General features: G+C 54.1%; 21 protein-coding genes and 1 tRNA gene. 6 read left to right on the top strand and 16 right to left on the bottom strand.

Going from position 1 to position 19703, the window contains the following annotated elements; all coding sequences use genetic code 11:
* From ACFQPC_RS10790 to phbB, 3 genes are all read left to right on the top strand, one after another.
* Positions 1-307: hypothetical protein (locus tag ACFQPC_RS10790; RefSeq protein WP_382271846.1), on the top strand; the 307-nt coding region annotated here is incomplete at its 5' end.
* Positions 308-673: 366 nt separating this feature from the next.
* Positions 674-1849: an acetyl-CoA C-acetyltransferase gene (locus ACFQPC_RS10785; RefSeq protein ID WP_382271845.1), complete on the top strand. Its 1176-nt coding sequence runs from the start codon at positions 674-676 to the stop codon at positions 1847-1849.
* 44 nt (positions 1850-1893) lie between these two features.
* Positions 1894-2634, top strand: coding sequence for a beta-ketoacyl-ACP reductase (phbB, locus tag ACFQPC_RS10780; protein ID WP_382271844.1), 741 nt, complete (start codon positions 1894-1896; stop codon positions 2632-2634).
* Between the two features lie 57 nt (positions 2635-2691).
* Here the strand turns inward: phbB and ACFQPC_RS10775 are convergent, their stop codons facing one another.
* The 13 genes from ACFQPC_RS10775 to ACFQPC_RS10715 form a co-directional block, all read right to left on the bottom strand.
* Positions 2692-3330, bottom strand: coding sequence for a DsbA family protein (locus tag ACFQPC_RS10775; RefSeq protein WP_382271843.1), 639 nt, complete (start codon positions 3328-3330; stop codon positions 2692-2694).
* A gap of 71 nt (positions 3331-3401) precedes the next feature.
* The gene (locus ACFQPC_RS10770; protein ID WP_382271842.1) at positions 3402-3989 is read right to left on the bottom strand and encodes a 3'-5' exonuclease; all 588 of its coding nucleotides are present in this window, start codon (positions 3987-3989) and stop codon (positions 3402-3404) included.
* 63 nt (positions 3990-4052) lie between these two features.
* Positions 4053-4274 carry an RNA-binding S4 domain-containing protein gene (locus ACFQPC_RS10765; RefSeq protein WP_382271841.1) on the bottom strand — a complete coding sequence of 74 codons (222 nt, stop codon included), beginning with the start codon at positions 4272-4274 and terminating at the stop codon, positions 4053-4055.
* A 32-nt stretch (positions 4275-4306) separates the two neighbouring features.
* The gene (locus ACFQPC_RS10760; RefSeq protein ID WP_382271840.1) at positions 4307-4579 is read right to left on the bottom strand and encodes a hypothetical protein; all 273 of its coding nucleotides are present in this window, start codon (positions 4577-4579) and stop codon (positions 4307-4309) included.
* Positions 4580-4610: 31 nt separating this feature from the next.
* A complete protein-coding gene (locus ACFQPC_RS10755) occupies positions 4611-4997 on the bottom strand; it encodes an MAPEG family protein (RefSeq protein ID WP_382271839.1) in 387 nt (128 codons plus the stop codon).
* Between the two features lie 98 nt (positions 4998-5095).
* The gene (sbcB, locus tag ACFQPC_RS10750; protein ID WP_382271838.1) at positions 5096-6526 is read right to left on the bottom strand and encodes an exodeoxyribonuclease I; all 1431 of its coding nucleotides are present in this window, start codon (positions 6524-6526) and stop codon (positions 5096-5098) included.
* A 36-nt stretch (positions 6527-6562) separates the two neighbouring features.
* The gene (locus ACFQPC_RS10745) at positions 6563-7528 is read right to left on the bottom strand and encodes a GGDEF domain-containing protein (protein WP_382271837.1); all 966 of its coding nucleotides are present in this window, start codon (positions 7526-7528) and stop codon (positions 6563-6565) included.
* 9 nt (positions 7529-7537) lie between these two features.
* Positions 7538-8413: an HDOD domain-containing protein gene (locus ACFQPC_RS10740; protein WP_382271836.1), complete on the bottom strand. Its 876-nt coding sequence runs from the start codon at positions 8411-8413 to the stop codon at positions 7538-7540.
* The gene (locus ACFQPC_RS10735; RefSeq protein WP_382271835.1) at positions 8410-8730 is read right to left on the bottom strand and encodes a hypothetical protein; all 321 of its coding nucleotides are present in this window, start codon (positions 8728-8730) and stop codon (positions 8410-8412) included. Before ACFQPC_RS10735 ends, ACFQPC_RS10740 begins: the two co-directional genes overlap by 4 nt.
* Positions 8731-8913: 183 nt before the next feature.
* Positions 8914-10053: a GGDEF domain-containing protein gene (locus ACFQPC_RS10730; protein WP_382271834.1), complete on the bottom strand. Its 1140-nt coding sequence runs from the start codon at positions 10051-10053 to the stop codon at positions 8914-8916.
* Positions 10054-10270: 217 nt separating this feature from the next.
* A complete protein-coding gene (locus ACFQPC_RS10725) occupies positions 10271-10663 on the bottom strand; it encodes a DUF2237 family protein (protein ID WP_382271833.1) in 393 nt (130 codons plus the stop codon).
* 81 nt (positions 10664-10744) lie between these two features.
* Positions 10745-11149 (bottom strand): DUF2721 domain-containing protein, encoded by a 405-nt coding sequence (locus tag ACFQPC_RS10720; protein WP_012078432.1) that lies wholly within the window; start codon positions 11147-11149, stop codon positions 10745-10747.
* 186 nt (positions 11150-11335) lie between these two features.
* Positions 11336-11980, bottom strand: a complete 645-nt coding sequence (locus tag ACFQPC_RS10715; protein ID WP_382271832.1) for a LysE family transporter — start codon at positions 11978-11980, stop codon at positions 11336-11338.
* 132 nt (positions 11981-12112) lie between these two features.
* On the opposite strand from ACFQPC_RS10715, the gene ACFQPC_RS10710 reads away from it, so the two are divergent.
* Positions 12113-12189, top strand: a tRNA-Pro gene (locus tag ACFQPC_RS10710).
* A 38-nt stretch (positions 12190-12227) separates the two neighbouring features.
* Here the strand turns inward: ACFQPC_RS10710 and bla are convergent.
* Positions 12228-13127, bottom strand: coding sequence for a class A beta-lactamase (gene bla / locus ACFQPC_RS10705; protein WP_382271831.1), 900 nt, complete (start codon positions 13125-13127; stop codon positions 12228-12230).
* Between the two features lie 250 nt (positions 13128-13377).
* Here bla and ACFQPC_RS10700 point away from each other — a divergent pair, with 250 nt between their 5' ends.
* Positions 13378-16104, top strand: coding sequence for a two-partner secretion domain-containing protein (locus ACFQPC_RS10700; protein WP_382271830.1), 2727 nt, complete (start codon positions 13378-13380; stop codon positions 16102-16104).
* A 67-nt stretch (positions 16105-16171) separates the two neighbouring features.
* Complete coding sequence (locus ACFQPC_RS10695; protein ID WP_382271829.1) at positions 16172-17851, top strand: ShlB/FhaC/HecB family hemolysin secretion/activation protein; 1680 nt, start codon at positions 16172-16174, stop codon at positions 17849-17851.
* A gap of 91 nt (positions 17852-17942) precedes the next feature.
* Here ACFQPC_RS10695 and ACFQPC_RS10690 read toward each other — a convergent pair whose 3' ends face one another.
* Positions 17943-18329 (bottom strand): cupin domain-containing protein, encoded by a 387-nt coding sequence (locus ACFQPC_RS10690; protein ID WP_382271828.1) that lies wholly within the window; start codon positions 18327-18329, stop codon positions 17943-17945.
* 102 nt (positions 18330-18431) lie between these two features.
* Positions 18432-19643: an MFS transporter gene (locus ACFQPC_RS10685; RefSeq protein ID WP_382271827.1), complete on the bottom strand. Its 1212-nt coding sequence runs from the start codon at positions 19641-19643 to the stop codon at positions 18432-18434.
* Between the last annotated feature and the right edge of the window lie 60 nt (positions 19644-19703).

The following is a 19703-nucleotide window of genomic DNA, read 5'->3' as shown; positions in this document are numbered from 1 at the left end:
GCTTTTATTTAGAAAACCCTTCAGTAGAAATACTGGAGGGTTTTTGCTTTTGCGCTTCAGATTCGCGAATGCCTTAATTTATCGTAGTAAAGCTGTCGCAAAAGCTGAGAAACTCAAACAAGCAGCTTCAGTAACGGCAAATCTGCCGCAAAGCCTGGTTCCTTCCCCTCGCTTACGCCTGAAAACCCCGTCGCCATTCCCAGGCCGGCGATCATTCCATCTCGCGGTTTCCCCTTTTTTTAATCAGATGAGATGTATCAATTCATTTGCTTTCATGTTTGTACTCCCGCCTGAAATAACTTCCTGAATTAATTCTTCTGCACCTATTAACTGACTATTTGCGCGCGCATTACGGCCTTTGAATTTCATCGCGTGATGCTATCCAAGTGCAAACCCGGCAAAGAAAATCTTCGAAGACTGGTATCAACTTTGATGGCTAGCTTTGTGCAACTGACATATGACAAGTGGACTAGAGAATTATCGTTCGTGTTTTATCTTGCGCAGTAACTGTGACGCACAAGATTTGATATCTAGTCATTGCGTTCCAAACAATTTTTAGATACGGTTGTAACGGACGCCTTAAATTGTGTGAATTCTTCTTGCCGATGTCATGGCATGTCTTCGTCAATCGATGGCTATCGTGGTCCCCTCGCAGTGCAATTGGAGAGTTGAAATGGATGATGTAGTCATTGTTTCCGCTGGACGTACTGGTGTTGGAAAATTCGGCGGTGCGCTGGCCAAGACCGCAGCTTCTGATCTTGGTGCGCATGTCATAAAAAATTTACTGGCGCGTAGCGGTATCGCGCCTGATCAAATCAGCGAAGTCATACTCGGCCAGGTACTGACCGCCGGTTGCGGCCAAAATCCTGCGCGCCAGGCTTTGATACGCGGCGGCATTCCAGATATGGTGCCGGCGTTCACGATCAATAAAGTGTGCGGCAGCGGTTTGAAAGCGACCCACCTGGCAACACAGGCGATCAGATGCGGTGACGCACAAATAATCATCGCCGGCGGCCAGGAAAACATGAGTGCCTCGCCGCACGTACTGAATAATTCGCGCGATGGTTTCCGCATGGGTGACGCAAAACTGGTCGACACCATGATTCATGATGGCCTGTGGGATGTCTACAATCAGTACCACATGGGTACAACTGCAGAAAATATCGCAAAGAAATTCGGCATCTCACGCCAGGAGCAGGATGAGTTTGCGCTGGAGTCACAGAACAAGGCCGAAGCCGCGCAAAAGGCCGGCAAGTTCAAGGATGAAATCATTCCTTTTGAAATCCAGAGTAAAAAGGGAAACACTGTCTTTGACAGTGATGAATACATCAAGCACGGCACGACGCTGGAATCACTCGCCGCCTTGCGTCCGGCTTTCTCCAAAGATGGTACCGTGACAGCCGGCAATGCTTCCGGTATTAACGATGGTGCAGCAGCGGTAATCATGATGACAGCGCAAAAAGCCAGGGAGCTTGGCCTCACACCCTTGGCAAAGATCAAGGCATATTCATCAGCCGGTGTTGATCCGAGCGTGATGGGTATGGGGCCGGTACCCGCGGCACAACTATGCCTGAAGAAAGCCGGCTGGAAGCATCAGGATCTGGACTTGATGGAAATCAATGAAGCCTTCGCGGCACAAGCGATTGCAGTGAATCGCGAAATGGGCTGGGACACCAAGAAGATCAATGTGAATGGTGGTGCGATCGCGATCGGCCATCCGATCGGCGCATCCGGTTGCCGCATTCTGGTCACGTTGCTGCATGAAATGATACGGCGCGACGCGCACAAAGGTTTAGCCAGCTTGTGCATAGGTGGCGGAATGGGAGTGGCGCTTGCGATCGAACGCTAGGAAACAGGCAGCTGTACTTATAAAAGAATAAAGAGGAGACAGATATGACACGCCTTGCATTGGTAACAGGTGGCATGGGTGGTTTGGGTGAAGCAATTTGCATCAAACTGGCAGCACTCGGATATCAGGTGGTCACAACTTATTCGCCGGGGAACAAGAAGGCGGATGAATGGCTGAAACTCATGAAGGAAAGTGGTTACGATTTCCACGCTTATCCATGTGACGTTTCTGACTATGAAGCGGCGCAGCAGTGCGTGGCGCAAATAGAAAAAGAAATGGGTCCGGTCGATGTGCTGGTCAACAATGCCGGTATTACGCGTGACATCACGTTCAAGAAAATGGGCAAGACGGATTGGGATGCGGTGATGGCGACCAACCTCGATTCCGTTTTCAATATGACCAAGCCGGTATGTGACGGTATGGTCGAGCGCGGTTGGGGTCGTATTATCAATATTTCTTCAGTGAACGGCCAGAAGGGAGCTTTCGGTCAAACCAACTACTCGGCAGCGAAAGCCGGCATGCATGGTTTTACCAAGGCATTGGCATTGGAAGTCGCGCGCAAGGCGGTTACCGTGAACACGATTTCCCCTGGCTATATCGGCACCAAGATGGTGATGGCGATTCCGCAAGATGTACTGGATACGAAAATCGTGCCGCAAATTCCGATGGGGCGCTTGGGCAAGCCGGAAGAAATTGCAGGCCTGGTTGCCTACCTCGCTTCGGACGAAGCGGCGTTCCTGACAGGGGCCAACATCGCCATTAATGGCGGCCAGCATATGTACTAGAAATGACCGCGCCGGGTCGAGCCCGGCGCGGTGCAAGAAAATGACGCTGATTGACTGTCAGGCAGGTTGATCGATCAATTCCTGCAGGCGTTCAATCAGCGTTTCTGTTTTGGTGTAGCCGGAAGTCACCAGATGCAACTCACCTGATTTTTCCAGCACCAAAGTCGGGAAGCCGGAGACGCCCCATAGTTTGGTTTGTGTGAAGTCGGCTTCGGTCGCATTGCGTGCTTCTTCCGAGGCCCAGGTTTTCAGGAATTCGGCGGCATCGATATTGATATCGGCTTTTTCAAAGACCGAGACGGCGATATCCGCCAGTACTTCACCCTTGGTGGTATCCAGGTTTTCTGCATAGAAGCCATGCTGGATCGCGTGGAAAACATCGAGCGCGGTATCCGGTGCCAGCATGCCGGCAGCGACAACGGCACGGCAAGCCGGTTCGGTATCGTAAATAAAACCTTCGTGCGACAAGCCGTCTTTGGCGAAGGGCAGGCCGCTGACTTCTTCCACCTTTTTCCAGTGGTGCAGCAAGGTCGCCTTCAACTTCTCATCCATCACTTCCTTGTTGTAGGCGCGCAAGCCACCGACAATCAATTCCAGCTGCGTATCCGGCAAGCCGCCCAGCAAGGTAGTGAGCTCCGGTCCGAAGCCGTAGCACCACGAACACATAGGATCGGCGATATAGATGAGTTTGGCCATGAATCAGTTTCCTTGTTATGAGTCGGTCAGGACAGCTTGCGATTTGTCAGTCAGCAGCATAGCACCAGAGTTCAGCTTCCCGTTGCCGTCGCCACGGATAATTTTGGTTGCTGGCGCAAGGTTTGCACGGCTTTGCTAAAGACTTCGTAAGGGACGACGGCATTCAGTTTGCGCCATAGTTGCCACAGCAAATCGGCATCGGCCAGCGCGCGGTGGCGTGCTTCCGGAATCAAGTCATGGCGCGCAATCAGGCTATCCAGATTGTGTTTCTTTTCGGCCGGGAACAAAGCGCGGGATAATTTGACCGTGCACAACATGTCCGCATTCAGCACATGGCCGCTGCGGACGAAGGCGTGGTGCAGGAAGCCGTAGTCGAAGCGCGCATTGTGTGCGATGAACAATCCATCCTGCAGGCGTTCACGCACGGTATCGGCCAGTGTTTCGAACATGGGGGCGTTTTCGACCATCTCGTCGCTGATGCCGGTCAGGCCCTGGATGAATTCAGGGATAGGACGACCGGGATTGACGAAGGTGGACCAGCGCTCGATACAGCCATCGGGGTCAACCGCGACGATGCCGATCTCGGTGATCCGGTCATTAACCAGATTCGCACCAGTTGTTTCCAAATCGACAAATATCAGTTTTTCGTTTGAGCTCATGCTTGCATTGTCCCATGCCTGCCCGACGCCTGTCGGTTTTCAGTATGGAAACGGATGGACGATTCAAGCAGCGGCGTGCACCTTGATACGCACGTCGCCGAGGGCAACCACCTGGCCTGCGCGGATCTTGCAGGTTTTACGCAATTCGGTCTGGCCATCCACTTTGACCTTGCCGCTGGCGACCAGCACTTTGCCGGCACCGCCGCTGTCGCAGATGCCGACCAGTTTCAGCAGTTGGTTCAATTCGACGAATTCGTCGTTCAGTTCAAATTCAAGTTGTTGCATGGTGTGCCTGTTATTAAAAAAGGGCGACGGGGTCAACCCAGGGTCTTGCGTGCATTGTCCAGCCACATATCGAGTGTGGTCAGCAGGTCGATCTGGCTGAAGGAACAGCTTTCTTCGGTGAACAGGCTGCCCGCTTCCAGGCGCCCCAGCAAATCTTCCATCACGGTAGTGTAAGGGCCGGGCAGGGCGGCCAATAACGCGGTCTGAGCACGCCAGGTTGAGCAAAAGTCGGCGACGCTGAGGCGATCTTGCCGGATGGCATCAAGTGATTCTTGTAGCAATTGCAGTGTTTGAGTGTGCGGCATAACAATAAAAAGTAAAAAGCGCGAGCAAGGATCAAGCGCGGTGGAAAACCGGTAATAAGAAAAGTCCGATCACGGCCAGGTAGCCGATCAGCCATGTGATGGAACGCAGGGTTGCGCGATCCGTCAGGTAGAGCAGGGTGTACACCAGCCGCGCCGCAATAAATGCGACAGCCAGCATATTAATCGAATCTTGCGGCGCATTCAGTTGTTGTGCGACCAATACGCCGGCGGCAAAGAAAGGAAAAGCTTCAAAGTGATTGCGATGCGCACTATCGGCACGCCGCCGCAGTCCTTGCTGTTGCTCCAGCCAGCGCCGCGGTTCGGAATTATCGAAGTCGCGCTTGCCCCATTTGGCGACGGCGACCGTCGCAACAGGCAGGATGCCGGCAATCAATACACACCAGTAAGAAAGATTCATGTCCGTCTCCGCAAAATAGTGAATGCTGCCAGGTGACCAGCGCACAGATTAGCACGCCGGATTGCCTTGTCAGCGGGATTATGCGGAGTAGATACTTACTAGCGGCTCGGCGCGATGGCTTCCGCGTAATCGTACAAGGCACCGAGGATTTCTTCGCCGCGCTCATCCGCAGTTTCGGACAATTGGTCGATTTCGGCAAACAGGGTTTCTATCGTGCGGGCCCCGCCTTCACCGTCAAACAGGCGCGCGACGCGATGATCTTCCCAGCGTTGCTGTTCTTCTTCGCTCAGCGTATGCGGGAAATTGCGGGCGCGGTAACGCCAGACAATTTCTTCCAGGCGAGGATCGCTGAAACTCGGCCTGGCCTGCGCCAATGCTTCCGGAGATAGTGCGCGCAGTTCCTGCAGCGTGCGCCGGTCATTATTACCGACAAAGCCTCCATACAGATCTTCATCGACATCAGCCGCTGCTTCCTGCGGGCGGTAAAAAACATCCTGCCAGATCGCTGTCATATCGGGCGCGGCGGCGGCCACTTCCGCATGCCGCAGCGCGGTCGGGATGTCTATTCCCCATTGTTCCGTCATCTCCGCTGAGAGCGTCTTCAGGTTGTTGATGACGATAGGGGATTTATTCAAATGGATGGTTTTGATCGGCAGGCGGCTCACGCCTTCCGGCAAGGCATCGGCTTTGCTGAACATGCGCATGCGTATGGTTTCTGCATCCAGTGTTGCCAGCTCGGCGGGATCAACCGACAGATCCCACACGATGACTTCATTCTTGTTGGTCGGATGGACAGCCAGCGGCCAGACTACGGCGATACAACCGCGCTCGGCCGGAATCATGCCGGTGATATGCAGGAAGGGGCGACGTAAGGGTAAACCGATTTCGGCTGCGACTTTATCTTTCTTGTGCAGGCCGAGGCAAAAGTCGAACAGCTTGGGTTGATGCTCGCGGATCAGGCGCGCCAGTGCAATCGTGGCGCGTACGTCGGATAACGCGTCATGCGCTGCTTCATGTGCAATGCCATTTTCAGCTGTCAATTGTTCGAGGCGGAAGCTGGGGCGGCCATCCGGATGCCTGGGCCAGTTGATACCTTTCGGGCGCAGTGCATAAGCGGTACGAACGACATCAAGGATGTCCCAGCGACCACAACTGTTTTGCCATTCGCGTGCGTACGGATCGATCAGGTTGCGCCAAAACATGAAGCGCGTGACTTCATCATCGAAGCGTATGGTGTTGTAACCGACACCTATGGTGCCGGTTTGTGACAGTGCTTTTTCTATTTCGGCGGCGAACGCGTGCTCCGGCACGCCACGTTCCAGGCAGGTTTGCGGTGTGATGCCGGTAATCAGGCAGGATTGCGGATCGGGCAGGAAGTCGTTCGCCGGTTTGCAATACAGCATGATGGGTTCGCCGATTTCATTGAGTTCGGCATCGGTACGGATCGCGGCAAATTGTGCCGGGCGATCGCGGCGTGGCTGTATGCCGAAGGTCTCGTAATCGTGCCAAAGAAAAGTATGCGTAGACATCGTGAAATATTGAATTGAGATGAAGCGAGTTTGGGTTTATACCGCGACTTGATTGCGTCCGGCTTGCTTGGCGCGATACAGCGCAGCATCCGCTGCCGCCAGCAAGCCGTCGGCATCCTGTTGCGGTGCCAGCACGGCAACGCCGAATGAGGCGGTGATGTGCGGCAAAGGTGTATGCATATCGGCAAACACCACTGCCAGCCGCATGCGTTCACACAGGCGCTGCGCCACCATTGTACCGGCAGCGCCATTGCTGTCGGGCAGAATGACAATCAGCTCTTCGCCGCCGTAACGCACGGCAAAATCGCTGGGGCGCAAAGCCGCGCTCAGCACGCCGGCCGCAGTACGCAGTGCGGTGTCACCAAGCAGGTGACCATACTCATCGTTGAAGCGTTTGAAATGGTCGAGGTCTATCATGATCAGCGACAACGGGCGTTTGCCGGCATGCGCTTCTTCGACCAGTACTGATAGCTTGTCATTCAGCCAGGCGCGATTGTGCAGGTTGGTCAGTCCATCGACCATCGACAACTGACGATAGAATTCGCCGACTTTTTCGCGCCGGCGCAATTGTGCATTCGCGGCGCGCAGTCGGAATGATAACTGGCGCAACAGATTCCGGGCTACACCGTCGGCTTCATCGATCAGGCGCCATAGTGTGCCTGACTCAATCACCAGCAGCTCGGTTTCCTGCAAAGCCTGCAAGGTGCTGGAGTGGGCGATATCGTCCAATACTGATAATTCGCCTACGCTTTCGCCAGGCAGGATTTTTTCGGTCCGTATACCCTGTGTCTCGTCAATCAGCGTATTACCGAGTGCGCCGCGCAAGACGGCATAGACGCAAGCTTCATTGTTGTGCAGCGGGGAAATGGTTTCGTCTTTGAGCAGGCGGACTATCGCACACTGGTCCAGTAGTGTGGCGACCACGGGATCGCTGATGCCGTCGAAGAGATTGATATTGCCGATTGTGTATGCGGATGCACCAAAAGTCGAAATCTGCTCCAAAGTATCCTTCTATTTTTCTGTCAACAATACGCGGCTTACTTCATCGAATAGTAATTCCGTTTCATGAAAGACCTGCAGGTAAACCTCTTCGCTTAAATCCAGCCCGACCCAGGCGACATGGGATATCGGCGGTACCAGGTCATTTTCCAGATGCGATAAATCGAGTGCATGTGCGATCGCATCAGCGATATGCACGATCGATGCCAGCGAGCGCACTTTTTGCTGCTCCGGATTGTGATGGCCGGCAATCGCATGCCGTATCGTGTCGGAAAAATTCCAGTGTGCGGCCAGGGCTTCGCCTGCCATCACATGGTCCACCCCCAATACTTCCTGTTCCGCCTCCAGCCAATGGCAATCGTGCTCGGTGCGATAAGCGATGACCGCTTCATATTCATTGCGGAAGTAGGTCACCAACACCAGGCGACCAATGTCGTGCAGCAAACCGGCGGTGAAAGCGTAATCCTGGTTGACATGCAAATGACGCGCCAGCACGCGCGAGCAGACAGCAGTCGCGACCGAATGGCGCCACAGTGCAAAGAAATCAAAGCCGGCGCAATTATTCGGCGGGAAGTAACCGGTCAGCGCGGTAGCCGTCACCACATGGCGCACTGCATTGACGCCGATCAGGGTGATGGCTTGCTGTATTGTCGTTACCTTCGATTGCAGGCCATAGAAAGAGGAGTTGGCGAATTGCAGTGTCTTGGCGGACAAGGCCTGGTCCATCGCCACTTTACGGGTGATGACATTGATGTCGGTTTCGTCCGGACCTATGCTTTTCATCAAATCCTGCACGATGGCCGGCAGCGCAGGCAGATCACGGATCTGATTGATTACTTGAGTGAAATGCAGTTTTTCTATCCGCGCGTCACGCATGGCGTTCGTCATGCTTGCTCTCCCAGACGAAATTTGCGTACATAGCGATGCAACAAGCCGTTCGCATCTTCATCATCCGAGTTGCGGAACAGGCGCGCCATGCGCGCTTGCAGGTAAGCGCGTTGTGCGGCACTTTCTTCTTCGCTCAACTCACCCATGAAAATGCGTAGTGATGCGATGTTATGCCGACGCAGCGACTCCAGCATTTGTTCGCTGAGTTCTGCGCCTTTCGGCAGCAGGGTTTGCCCTTGCGCATCCAGCAGGTTATCTGCCAGCACCATACCCGGCGTGACGTCTTCTAATGCCAACTGTTGATGAATAACGCCCACTATGTCCGCCTCTTTTATTTAGTCTCTGCTGCCTAGCTTACCATCGGCTGTGAGATGTATCCATGGGGAAATAAAGAAGGTGTCGTATCAGCAAAACATACACGAATAATGTGCCGTACGATGCCTGTCCTGAATGTTGAAAGGCGATGGGAAAAATACAAGAATTGGTCCCCGGCGACGGCCTCAGGCAGCGTATCGATTCCGTCCCAGGCCTTTGGCTTCATACAGGGCGGCATCGGCCCGGCGTACCAGTTGCGACCAGGTGCAAAGTTCGGTTTTGGGTAGCGTTGTCAGGCCGGCACTGATAGTCACCGGATGGATGCCCATGAAGCGATATTGACGTACCGCATCGACCAGGCGCTGGCCGACGATGGCAGCGGCGTCCCGGTTGACGCCCGGCAGGATAATCAGGAATTCTTCACCGCCATAGCGACCGACCATATCGATGGTGCGGCAAGTCTGTTGCAGGATAGATGCGACTTCCTGGATTACCGTATCGCCGGCGGCGTGGCCGAACTTGTCATTGAAGTGTTTGAACATATCGATATCGATAAACGCTATCGTCAGCTCGTGTCCGAGCCGGGATGCAGACGCCAGGTTGTATTCACCTGCTGACACAATCGCGCGGCGGTTCAGCAATTTACTCAATTCATCATGCGTGGCGAGATGGCGGTTTTCTTCGACCGTACGTTCAAAGTAGAGCAGTAAGAGGCCAATAGAGAACAAGACCGTACCGACTGTCGGAATCATATAGGCGACGGCGATTTCGAAGCTGGAACGCTCCAGTGGTATGGAGCCTGCGATCTGCAGCGATGCGATGATGATGCGCAGCACATTGCCTGTCATCAGCAAGACGATGGCACCGAGGACCAAGGCCTGTACAAAAGTTTTGGGCGGACCCTGCTGCCCTTGCCAGATCGCATGAAAACTCAAGCCGAGCAATACGAATACCGTGGATGAAATCAGGATGGAGCGTTGCTGGAAGTTGGCGCCCAGCATGAAGAGCATCGCCAGGATCGCGACAAACGCGATGCATATGATCCAGCCCCATTTATGCGGTGCCTTTTTATAAAAAGCGCGTATGCCATGCCACTGGAAGATCAGTCCTATCATGACCGCGCCGGCACCATTGAGGATGAAGGCCGGTCGATGCAGGCGATTATTGACGATAGCAATCAGGACGCCAAAAGCGATCCAGGCACCGGACAAGGCCCAGTACTTTGTGCATTTTTCGGAAGGAGTGGTGTAAAAAACCCCGGCCATCACCAGTGCAATACAGAATTGCACAAGGATTAACGCGATGCCAGCGGTTAACGAATCCATACTTTTGCCTGACGATCCGCGAAGATAAGTCGTGTCTTGAATAAGATTGCAGCTTGGTAAGGATTTTAACGGATTCCGTATGGAAATAATGAGAACTATTGTTATATCCGACAACAATAGTTAAATTCGTTGCCATATTGGCAAAGTTAAGTCGTGTACTTGCTACGTTGCATCAACGGGAGGTAATACTTGCCGGGAAGCCTGTTAATGCAGGGATTTACTCTTCTTCAGGTATCAGGAAAGCGTGTTTGCGCAAATCATTGAGGCTGACCACTTCGAGCGCCTTTTGATTGGTGCTTTCGAGGACCACCTTGGGCGCCACGCCGGCACGCCATGCTTCTATCCAGCGATTGGCGCACAAACACCATTGATCACCGGGTTTCAGTCCGGGGAAATTCCATTCCGGACGCGGCGTCGAAAGGTCATTGCCGCAAGCCTTGCTGAAGACCAGGAAGGTTGCCGTCATCACGGTGCAAATCACGTGCGTGCCTACATCGTCTTCATTGGTCTTGCAGCAACCGTCACGGAAGTAACCGGTCAATGGCTTGAATGAGCAGGGAACCAGCGGTTCGCCGAACACGTTTTTGGCAATGGGTGAAGTTGGTGGCATGTAAGTCGTTTATGGATGTGGGCGCCGGCTATGGCAACAATGAGCGCGTCGCAAACTTTACCATACGCACGCAGCGTGCCCTTATCTATCCTGCTCTTGCAGGCTTTGCACCATATCTTCCATCTCGATCTCGATGGCCTTGGTGCTGATCACGATTTCATAGAGGGAAACCAGCAGTGACAGCACCAACATGAAGATGCTGAAACCAAAGATCACTTGCGCAATGAAAATCAGTTTGATGAACACCAGGAACATCGACAACGCACACAGGATGAAGGCGCCGACGCCCATTTCCTGCATCCGGCGTATCAGCATCACGCGTACGCGCAGATTGGCGATCTGGCGCAGGACCACATCGTGCGCACGTTCCTGGTACTTGACGTGCAATTGGCGTATCAGTTGCGCGATGACGAGGAAGCGATTGGTGTATGCCAATAGCAGTAGCGAAATGGCGGGGAACAGCAGGGCGGGTGTAGTCAGGTCCATGGATTTTCCAACGGTAATGGAGTGGAGAAGTCGGTCGCATCGTTGTTCGGTGCTGCCAACCGTAACGCAAGAAATACGCCTGGCTGGATAGGACAGGCGTGTAAATGGCGTTAGCGTTGCTTGTACTGTAGCCCTAATTGTGGCTACCTCAAGCTGACATTGTAATGAAGAAGCCTGACGTGGTCATTACGCGACGGGGCCGCGTTTGACAAAAAACAGGCCGGTGCCGATGGCGATGAAGAGGCTGCCAAAGAAGCGGTTTTGCTTTTTCACCGCAGTGGCGTCGCGGAAAAAGCGCTGCATCGATGAAGCGGCGAATGCATACGCATGCATCACGATGATATCGACAGCGCATATTGTGATGCCAAGGATCAGCAATTGCGGTAGCAGTGGTGCATCCTTGACGATGAATTGCGGCAGTACCGCCACCATGAAAATCACGCCTTTCGGATTGGTGACATTCGTCAGCAAACCATGCAAGAAGCGTTTCTTGAAGGTCGGTACGATGGTCTTTGCGCTTTGTGCCTGCATCTCCGGCGCCAGCACGACCTTGGCGCGCCATTGGCTGAGACCAAGGTAAATCAGGTAAAACGCGCCTATCGTCTTCACGATATTGAATGCCATCTCGGACGCCAGCAATAAGGAACCAACGCCGGCGCCGGCCACCATCAGCAGGAAAATCAAACCCAGTTGCAAACCAAGTATCGAAGCGGTAGTTTTGCGGACGCCATAGGACAAACCATGCGACATCGACAGGATGGCACCGGAACCGGGCGTAATGGCAATCAGGATGGCGGCGATAAGAAAGGTAAGCCAGAGGGAGAGCGTCATGATGGAGGCGGGTTTGCAGTCAAGCCCATATGATAATACTTGCGCGTATTGCCTGCTTTGGCATGCCGGCCATATCGCCAAACTCCGGTAAATTGACTAAACTAAAACCAGTGTCAAAGTTCCAGTTCATGTCGGGGTGTAGCTCAGCCTGGTAGAGTACTGCGTTCGGGACGCAGGAGCCGGAGGTTCGAATCCTCTCACCCCGACCATTGATACGCGATGGTTCGCCGACTCCGTTTCGATTTCCCTAGCCCAAAGCAGCAACCACAATACGCGTAGCAGCGGCGATGACGTCTTCACGTGCCGCCGCGCCCTTGTCGTTTTGCGTGAAGTAAATGGCGGTGACGATGGCGTTTCCTTTTGCGGTCCACAGGATGCCGACATCATTGGTCGTGCCGTAAGAACCGGTGCCGGTTTTATCGCCGACGATCCAGCTCCTCGGCACGCCTGCCAGCATGCGTTTGCCGCCGGTGGTATTGCCTTTCAACCAGTTAACTAGCTGTTCGCGCTGCGGCGTTGCCAGTGCATTGCCCAATGCAATTTTTTCCAGGCTGCGTTCCACCGCGGCCGGTGTGGATGTGTCGCGTTCGTCACCGGGTATAGCTGTATTCAATTCCGGTTCCCAGCGGTCGAGGCGGAATACATCGTCGCCGATGGAGCGCATAAAGGCCGTCACAGCCACCGGTCCTCCCAATTCCGTCATCAGGAAATTTGCTGCGGCGTTATCGCTGTATTGCAAGGTGGCCGCACATAGCTCGGCTATCGTCATGCCGTCCGCCAAATGTTTTTGTGTGACTGGTGCGTAACCGGATTTCTCGACTTGTTCCTTGTTATAGCGAATGCGTTTTTGCAGCAATTGGGTTTCGCTCGTACTTCTTTGCAGGATGGCAGCTGCGACCATCACCTTGAAGGTGCTGCATAAGGGGAAGCGTTCTTCCGCGCGATATTCAACGCGATTGTCGTTCGCCATGTTTAGTGCGGACACGCCCAGCCTGCCACGGGCTGCGCTTTCTATACGCTGCAATTCTTCCTGTGCGGTACGAGCGGAGATATTGGAATTGCTCGCGCCGACGGGCAACGTAAAACTTGCAACGGGAGTCGCGATAGCCGCGAGCAAGAGCGAACGACGGCGTGAAGATTCGAACATGGATGTCTGATTACCTATCAAGTGTTAAGTACTGTTAAGTGTATTTCCTGAGCTTATCTGAGAATTTTACAAACCGTGGTAAATGCGCTGCAAATTATCACTTGTAAACATTAAATTTAAATGGCACTTGCTGTCGGACAAGATTGCACGACTTCTTTGCACATAAAATTGCCTCAGGAAAATACTTATAGATGCGGGCGATGTTTTTGCAAGTCGTTCAAATAGGGAAAATATGAAAAATAATGGATCAATGAATCGCTTCTACCGTGTAGTCTGGAATGCCAGCAAGGGTGTCTGGCAAGCGGTAACCGAACTTGGCAAGGGGCAGGGCAAAACCAAGGGTATGCGCGCTTTGCGCCGTGCCGCAGCTGTAACGCTGGGACTGGCTTCTTTGTCGGTCATGGCAGCCGACGTATTGCCCACCGGTGGTAACGTGGTGGCAGGGAATGCGGCGATCAGCCAGTCCGGCAGCGCGATGACAATTAACCAGACAACGAACAAAGCGGTCATAGACTGGCAAAGTTTTTCAGTCGGCCAAAACAATAGCGTTACCTTCATCCAGCCGACCGCGACTTCGGTGGCACTGAATCGCGTATTGGGTACCGATGTATCGCTGATTCAAGGACGTATTTCGGCAAATGGTATTGTCGCGATTGAAAACCCGAACGGCATCCTGTTCACGCAAACAGCACAAGTCAATGTCGGCGGTTTGATTGCATCGACCCTGAAATTCTCGCTGCCTGACTTCATGAATGGCGAGTACAAACTGGCCGGCGCAAGCAGCAATGCGATTGTGAACCAGGGCAACATCACCGTAGCAAATGGTGGTACGGCTGCATTCGTCGCAGCTAAAATCAGCAATACCGGTAATGTCACTGCCAATGGCGGCAATGTATTGATGGGTGCCGGTAGCGTCGTGACACTGGACCTCGGCGGCCCGGTCAAACTCGAAGTGAAACAAGCGGCAATTGATGCACTGATAGAAAACGGTGGTGCGATCAAGGCGGATGGCGGCCTGGTTTACCTGCGCGCGCATGCTGCAGGCGAACTGGCAACGACTGTTATCAACAACACCGGCGTGATTGAAGCGCATACGCTCGCCACTGGCGAAAAAGGCCAGATCTACCTGATCGGCGATATGCAAAATGACCGCATCGCGGTAGGCGGCAAGCTCGATGCCAGCGCACCTGTCGGCGGCGATGGCGGCTTCATCGAAACCAGCGCGGCGGATGTTGCGGTGGCAGACAACGCCCATGTGACTGCAGCATCGGCACAAGGCAAGGGCGGTGCATGGCTGATCGATCCGAGCAACATCACTATCCAGGCGGGTAGCTGCACTGGCACAAATTGCCTGAGCGCCGGCACGATAGAAACCACACTCAATGGTGGTACCGATGTTGCCATTGCAACGGTAGCCGCGGGTAGCGAGGCCGGTGACATCAATGTCAATGCGCCTATTAGCTGGAACAAGAACAAACTCAGCCTGATTGCGCATAACAATATCAATATCAACGGCACGCTGACGGCGACCGGTACCGGCAGCCTGGCGTTCGCTTATGGCCAAGCGACTGCAGACGGTGCCGGCAGCAGTTATAACGTGAATAATGGCGCGAAGATTTACATTCCGTCTGGTGGCGCATTCAGGTGGTTAAAGGGCTCTGAAGGTACGGTTAAGAATCTGGTGCTGGATAACGGCTTGCTGCGTTTCGGTAATGGTACCCAAACTTCGCTTGATAGCCTGGGACAGTTGGAGCAACCGTTTTACTTCGATGATGTATCCATTGTAAACGGGCAGCAGCGTAATGGATGGTACAAGCTTACTTTCAGCAATTACCCATTGGATTTGCAATTGGCAACGGGTGGCGATGGCACTTCGAGCTGGAACGTTAACGGGCAAATAGCGAATACGCAGGACGGCTTTCCGCAGGGTACGACCAGTTCGCTGGAAATTTCCGGTTATAAGGAGGGCGTAGGTTCTATTGCGTCGAACCTGAGAATAGCCTTTGCTGATGGTGAGGTCTTGAATGTAGCCAATACGTATACCTTGAATGCAGGTCAGTCTTTCCTCAAAACCGATACTACCGTTACTAATGTCGGAACCATAGCCGCGTCCAATGTGCGCTTGTGGGTTGGCACACGTGATGATTTTGTCGCAGGAACTGACCAGCCATTTAAATACAAAGGAAATTTGACATCAAATGGCTTTGAGCAATTGACTAGCCAGAATGAGCAATCGAAAGCGCTGAAAATTACTGAACTTAATGACGGACAAGGTGCCGCCATCCTGTTCTATTCGACTTCGCCTGGTGCAGATACGTCTGTGAATTACTGCTGTAGCTTTGAAAATGCAACAGGTACTGATCCTCGTAGCTCACCTATTACGGAGCCCGCCAGAGATGGTTCGTATGCATTGTTCATGCGTCTGGCCAATCTGGGCGTAGGCCAAAGTGACGGCATGACCTGGTACTACGCAGCAGGTCCGGCTGCCAGGCTGGACAGCATAGTAGGACAAGTTTCCGCTTCGGCCGGAACACCACCTGCACCGATTGTGGTAGTACCAAATACGACTACACCTGTTATCACTGCAATTGCGAGCGCGCAGAATACGGTCAATACAAACACCGCGACTCCTGCCACCGTGAACAGCAATATCTTGCCTCCGCCATTCGTAGCACCGGAAATCGCCGGCAAAACTATGAACGTTGATACTAGCGGTGGTTTGCGTCTGGTTTCGCTGGATACAGGTACATCGGGCACGCCTGGTAACGGCAATTCCAATGCGAATGGCGGTTCAGGTGCGGCTGACGGGGCATCGGTGCCTAATGCAGGTGGCACGAACCAAGCCGGTCTCGATCCATCCGGTTTTATGAAAGTCTTTGTCGTCGGTGGCGGCGTGTCCTTGCCGGATGTCGCGATGAATAATCAAGGTGTGCAGATAGAAGATCTGAATAAGGCACAGAAAGGCGCGCCGCGTTGATGCGTTCGCCTGGTATCTGGATTACTTGTTCATTGTCTTTATAAAATTTGATTATTCGAGATCGTTCATGAAAAGAAATATCGTTGTATCTACACGCCTGTCGCGTAAACCTTTATCCGCCATCGTTGCCGCCTGTGCAGTGATGGCCAGCCTTCCTGCCTCAGCGCAAATCCCGCCGGATGCAGGGCGGGTTTTGCAGCAGCAAGCGCCCGTCATCGAGGCACCAAAGGAAGCGCCAGGCATCACGATTGAAACTGCCAAGCCAAGCACGGTTCCGGCTGGCGGCGTGCAAGTAGCTATTCAGTCCGTCGCAATCCAGGGCAATTCCCTGTTCACGGAGGCGAAGCTGTTGCAAGCAGTCGGTGACGTTAGCGGGAAGTCATATGATGCCGCGGGTTTGCGTGAGCTGGCGAATCGTGTTTCCGGTTTTTATCATGCTGCAGGCTACCCATTCGCGCGTGCCTACCTGCCGCCACAAAATATGCAAAGCGGTGTTTTGCGTATCGATGTAGTGGAAGGCCGTTATGGCAAAGTACTGGCGCAAGGCGATGGCAGCCTGGTCGAAGCGGCGCAGCGTTTCCTGGCACCCTTGCGTCCCGGTAGTGTGATCCAGAGCACGGAGCTGGAGCGTGTTTCGCTGTTGATGGATGATCTGCCTGGCGTACGCGTCGCACCGATCATTCGTCCGGGACAAGAGTTGGGTACCGGGGACCTCGCGGTGCAGATCGAACGCACGGCGAAGTACACCGGCGACGTCGGCCTCGATAACCATGGCAACCGCTATACCGGTCGCGCCCGCGCGCGTGCCAACCTGGATATCAATAGCCCCTTCATGTTGGGCGACCAGGTCAATTTGCGCAGCCTCTACACGGAAGAGGGTATGTGGTTTGGTAACGTTGCGTACAGCATGCCGCTTGGCGTCTCGGGTTTGCGCGGGCAGGTTTCATATACACACACCTACTATCAACTGGGTAAATCCTTCGCGGCACTGGATGCGAATGGTACTGCCGATGTCTATAGCGCAGGTCTCAGCTATCCCATCCTGCGTTCGCAAAAAACCAATCTGACCCTGAGCGCAACGTATCAGTACAAAAAGCTGAACGATAAACGCGGTGCGGTCGGCAGCAGCAATGACAAGTCCAGCGACACATTGCCGGTAGCATTGAGCTTCGATACTCGCGACCAGTTTGGCGGCGGTGCGGTGACCTATGGTGCCGTTACCTGGACGCCGGGTAAGCTCAAACTGGACCAGACCTTGCGTTCGCTCGATGCCCTGAGTGCGCGAGCAGAAGGCAGTTTCAATAAAGTGAACCTGGATATCGCACGCATACAGGCGGTGACCGATAAATTTAATTTGTTTGGTCGTATGTCGGCGCAATGGTCGGATGAGAATCTCGACTCATCCGAGAAATTCGGCCTCGGTGGCCCGACCGGTATCCGGGCATATCCGGTCGGTGAATCGTATGGCGATCAAGGTTGGCTGGCGCAGTTTGAGGCGCGCTATGCAGTAGGCGCATTCGTACCTTACGCTTTCTATGATGCAGGCTGGATTAAAACCAATTCCAAGCCATGGACCAGCGCCGATAACAAACGCAGCATAGGTGGTTATGGTTTGGGTGTCCGTTTCGCACAAAACCAGTGGAGCGTCGATGCCGCGGTGGCATGGCGTACCTACGGTGGTCGTCCGGAATCGGATACTGCAGACCATCAGCCTATGGGATGGATTACTGCTGGTTATAAGTTCTAAGATCGTGTTTGTATAAAAATGGTCTCCTGAGTGGAGGCCGTTTTTATTTGGGATGGCCGCAGAATCGGGCTTTCAGGCTGCACATCCTGTTTCAGGCAGTACGCACAAACAAAGTCGTCAACGGCGTATCGCCCAGTACGCGGCTGCTATGCCCATGCACTGTGCTGTCGAACTCTTTGCCTTCCGGCACCAGGTCGTTCGAGAAAAAATGATCGCCGGCCTTGAAGACGCGCTTGCTGCCGTCGCGCAAACCAATTTCCATTTCGCCGCTGAGGACCACCAGCCATTGTGCAGTCGTCGTGCAATGGAAGTCGCTGCTGACGCCCGGAGGGCTGTGCCGCACCTGGAAGCCGCCGGAAGGGATCAGTTCGGACAACATGGCCTTCGGTGAACCGCCTGGCAAGGCGATGTCTGCTTCACGGAATTTGGCGTAGCCGTCGACGTCGGTGTAGAGGACGATGTTTTTGAATGTGGTCATGTGCGGGAATCAGGTGAAGGTAGCGATAAAAATGTCCGCCAGCTTGCGATAGCGGACATCAAGGCTACATCCTAACCGATCCTTGCGGCTAATTTGCCGGCATCAGGCTTTGCCTGCTCCGGCGTAGCGCACTGCCAATGTCGCGAGCGAGGCAACAGTCGCCAGTACAACTACACCAGCCCAGCCGAATTGCGACAACAGGAGGCTGCCGAGTGCCGCACCGCTCGCCATGCCGATGAACATGCCGGTAAACAACAATGCATTCAAGCGACTGCGCGCACCCGGGTCTATGCCATAAACGATGGTTTGATGTGCAATCAGTGTCGCTTGCACGCCGAGGTCAAAGCCCACCGTGGCCGCGACCAGCAAAGCCAGTTGCAGATGCACGGGTAACATCGGTGCCAGCAGCATCACGGCAAATGATACCGCTGCCAGACCCGCACCCAAACGCGTCACCAATTCAGGGCCGCGTTTATCGGCCAGCTTGCCGGCCAGTGGTGCGGCCAAAGCACCGGCCGCACCGGCCAGGCCGAAAGAACCGGCGGCAGCACTGCCCAAGTGGAACGGTGCGCCATGCAGCATCACGGCAAGCGTGGACCAGAATGCGCTGAAGCCGAGGGCCAACAAGCCTTGTGCCAATGCCGCCTGACGCAGTGCACCGTGACGACGCCACAATTGCACCATCGAACCCAACAGCTGGACGTATGGCAGTTGTGTGGTTGGCTGGAAGCGTGGCAAGCCGCGCCATGTTGCAACGGCGATCATTGCAACGCCGATCGAGGCGGCGACGTAAACCGAGCGCCAGCCGAATGCCTCGGCACCAAAGCCGCTGATCACGCGTGACAACAAAATGCCGAGCAATAAACCGGTCATCACCGTGCCGACGATTTTGCCGCGATGTGATTCGGGTGCCAGTGTTGCCGCTGCCGGAACGATGTCTTGCGCCATGGTGGCGGTCAGGCCGATCACCAGGCTACTGAGCAGCAACCAGCCAATGCCGGGAGCCAGGCCGCTGAACAACAGGGCCAGTGCCAGCAAGGCGGCTTTGATCAGGATGATGCTGCGGCGGTCATAGCGATCGCCCAAAGGTGCCAGCAATAAAATACCGAGCGCATAGCCAAGCTGGGTCAGCGTCGGTACCAGCCCGATCATGCGGTCGCTGGCGTGGATATCCGCGCCGAGTATGCCCAGCATCGGTTGGCTGTAATACAGCGAAGCGACACTCAAACCGGCACCGGTAGCCAGCAGCAGGATCAGCGAGGCCGGCAGTGCCGGGGCTTCAGCCTGTGTATGTGTGGATTGAATAAGCAACATGGAAATTCCTTCTTATTAGCGACAGAACGGATTTTCCTCTATGCGTTTAAGGTGTGGTAG

The organism is Herminiimonas glaciei, assembly GCF_042664955.1.
Lineage (GTDB): Bacteria > Pseudomonadota > Gammaproteobacteria > Burkholderiales > Burkholderiaceae_D > Oxalicibacterium > Oxalicibacterium glaciei.
The sequence above is the reverse complement of the archived record's forward strand: the minus strand, read 5'-3'. Positions and strand labels throughout refer to the sequence as shown.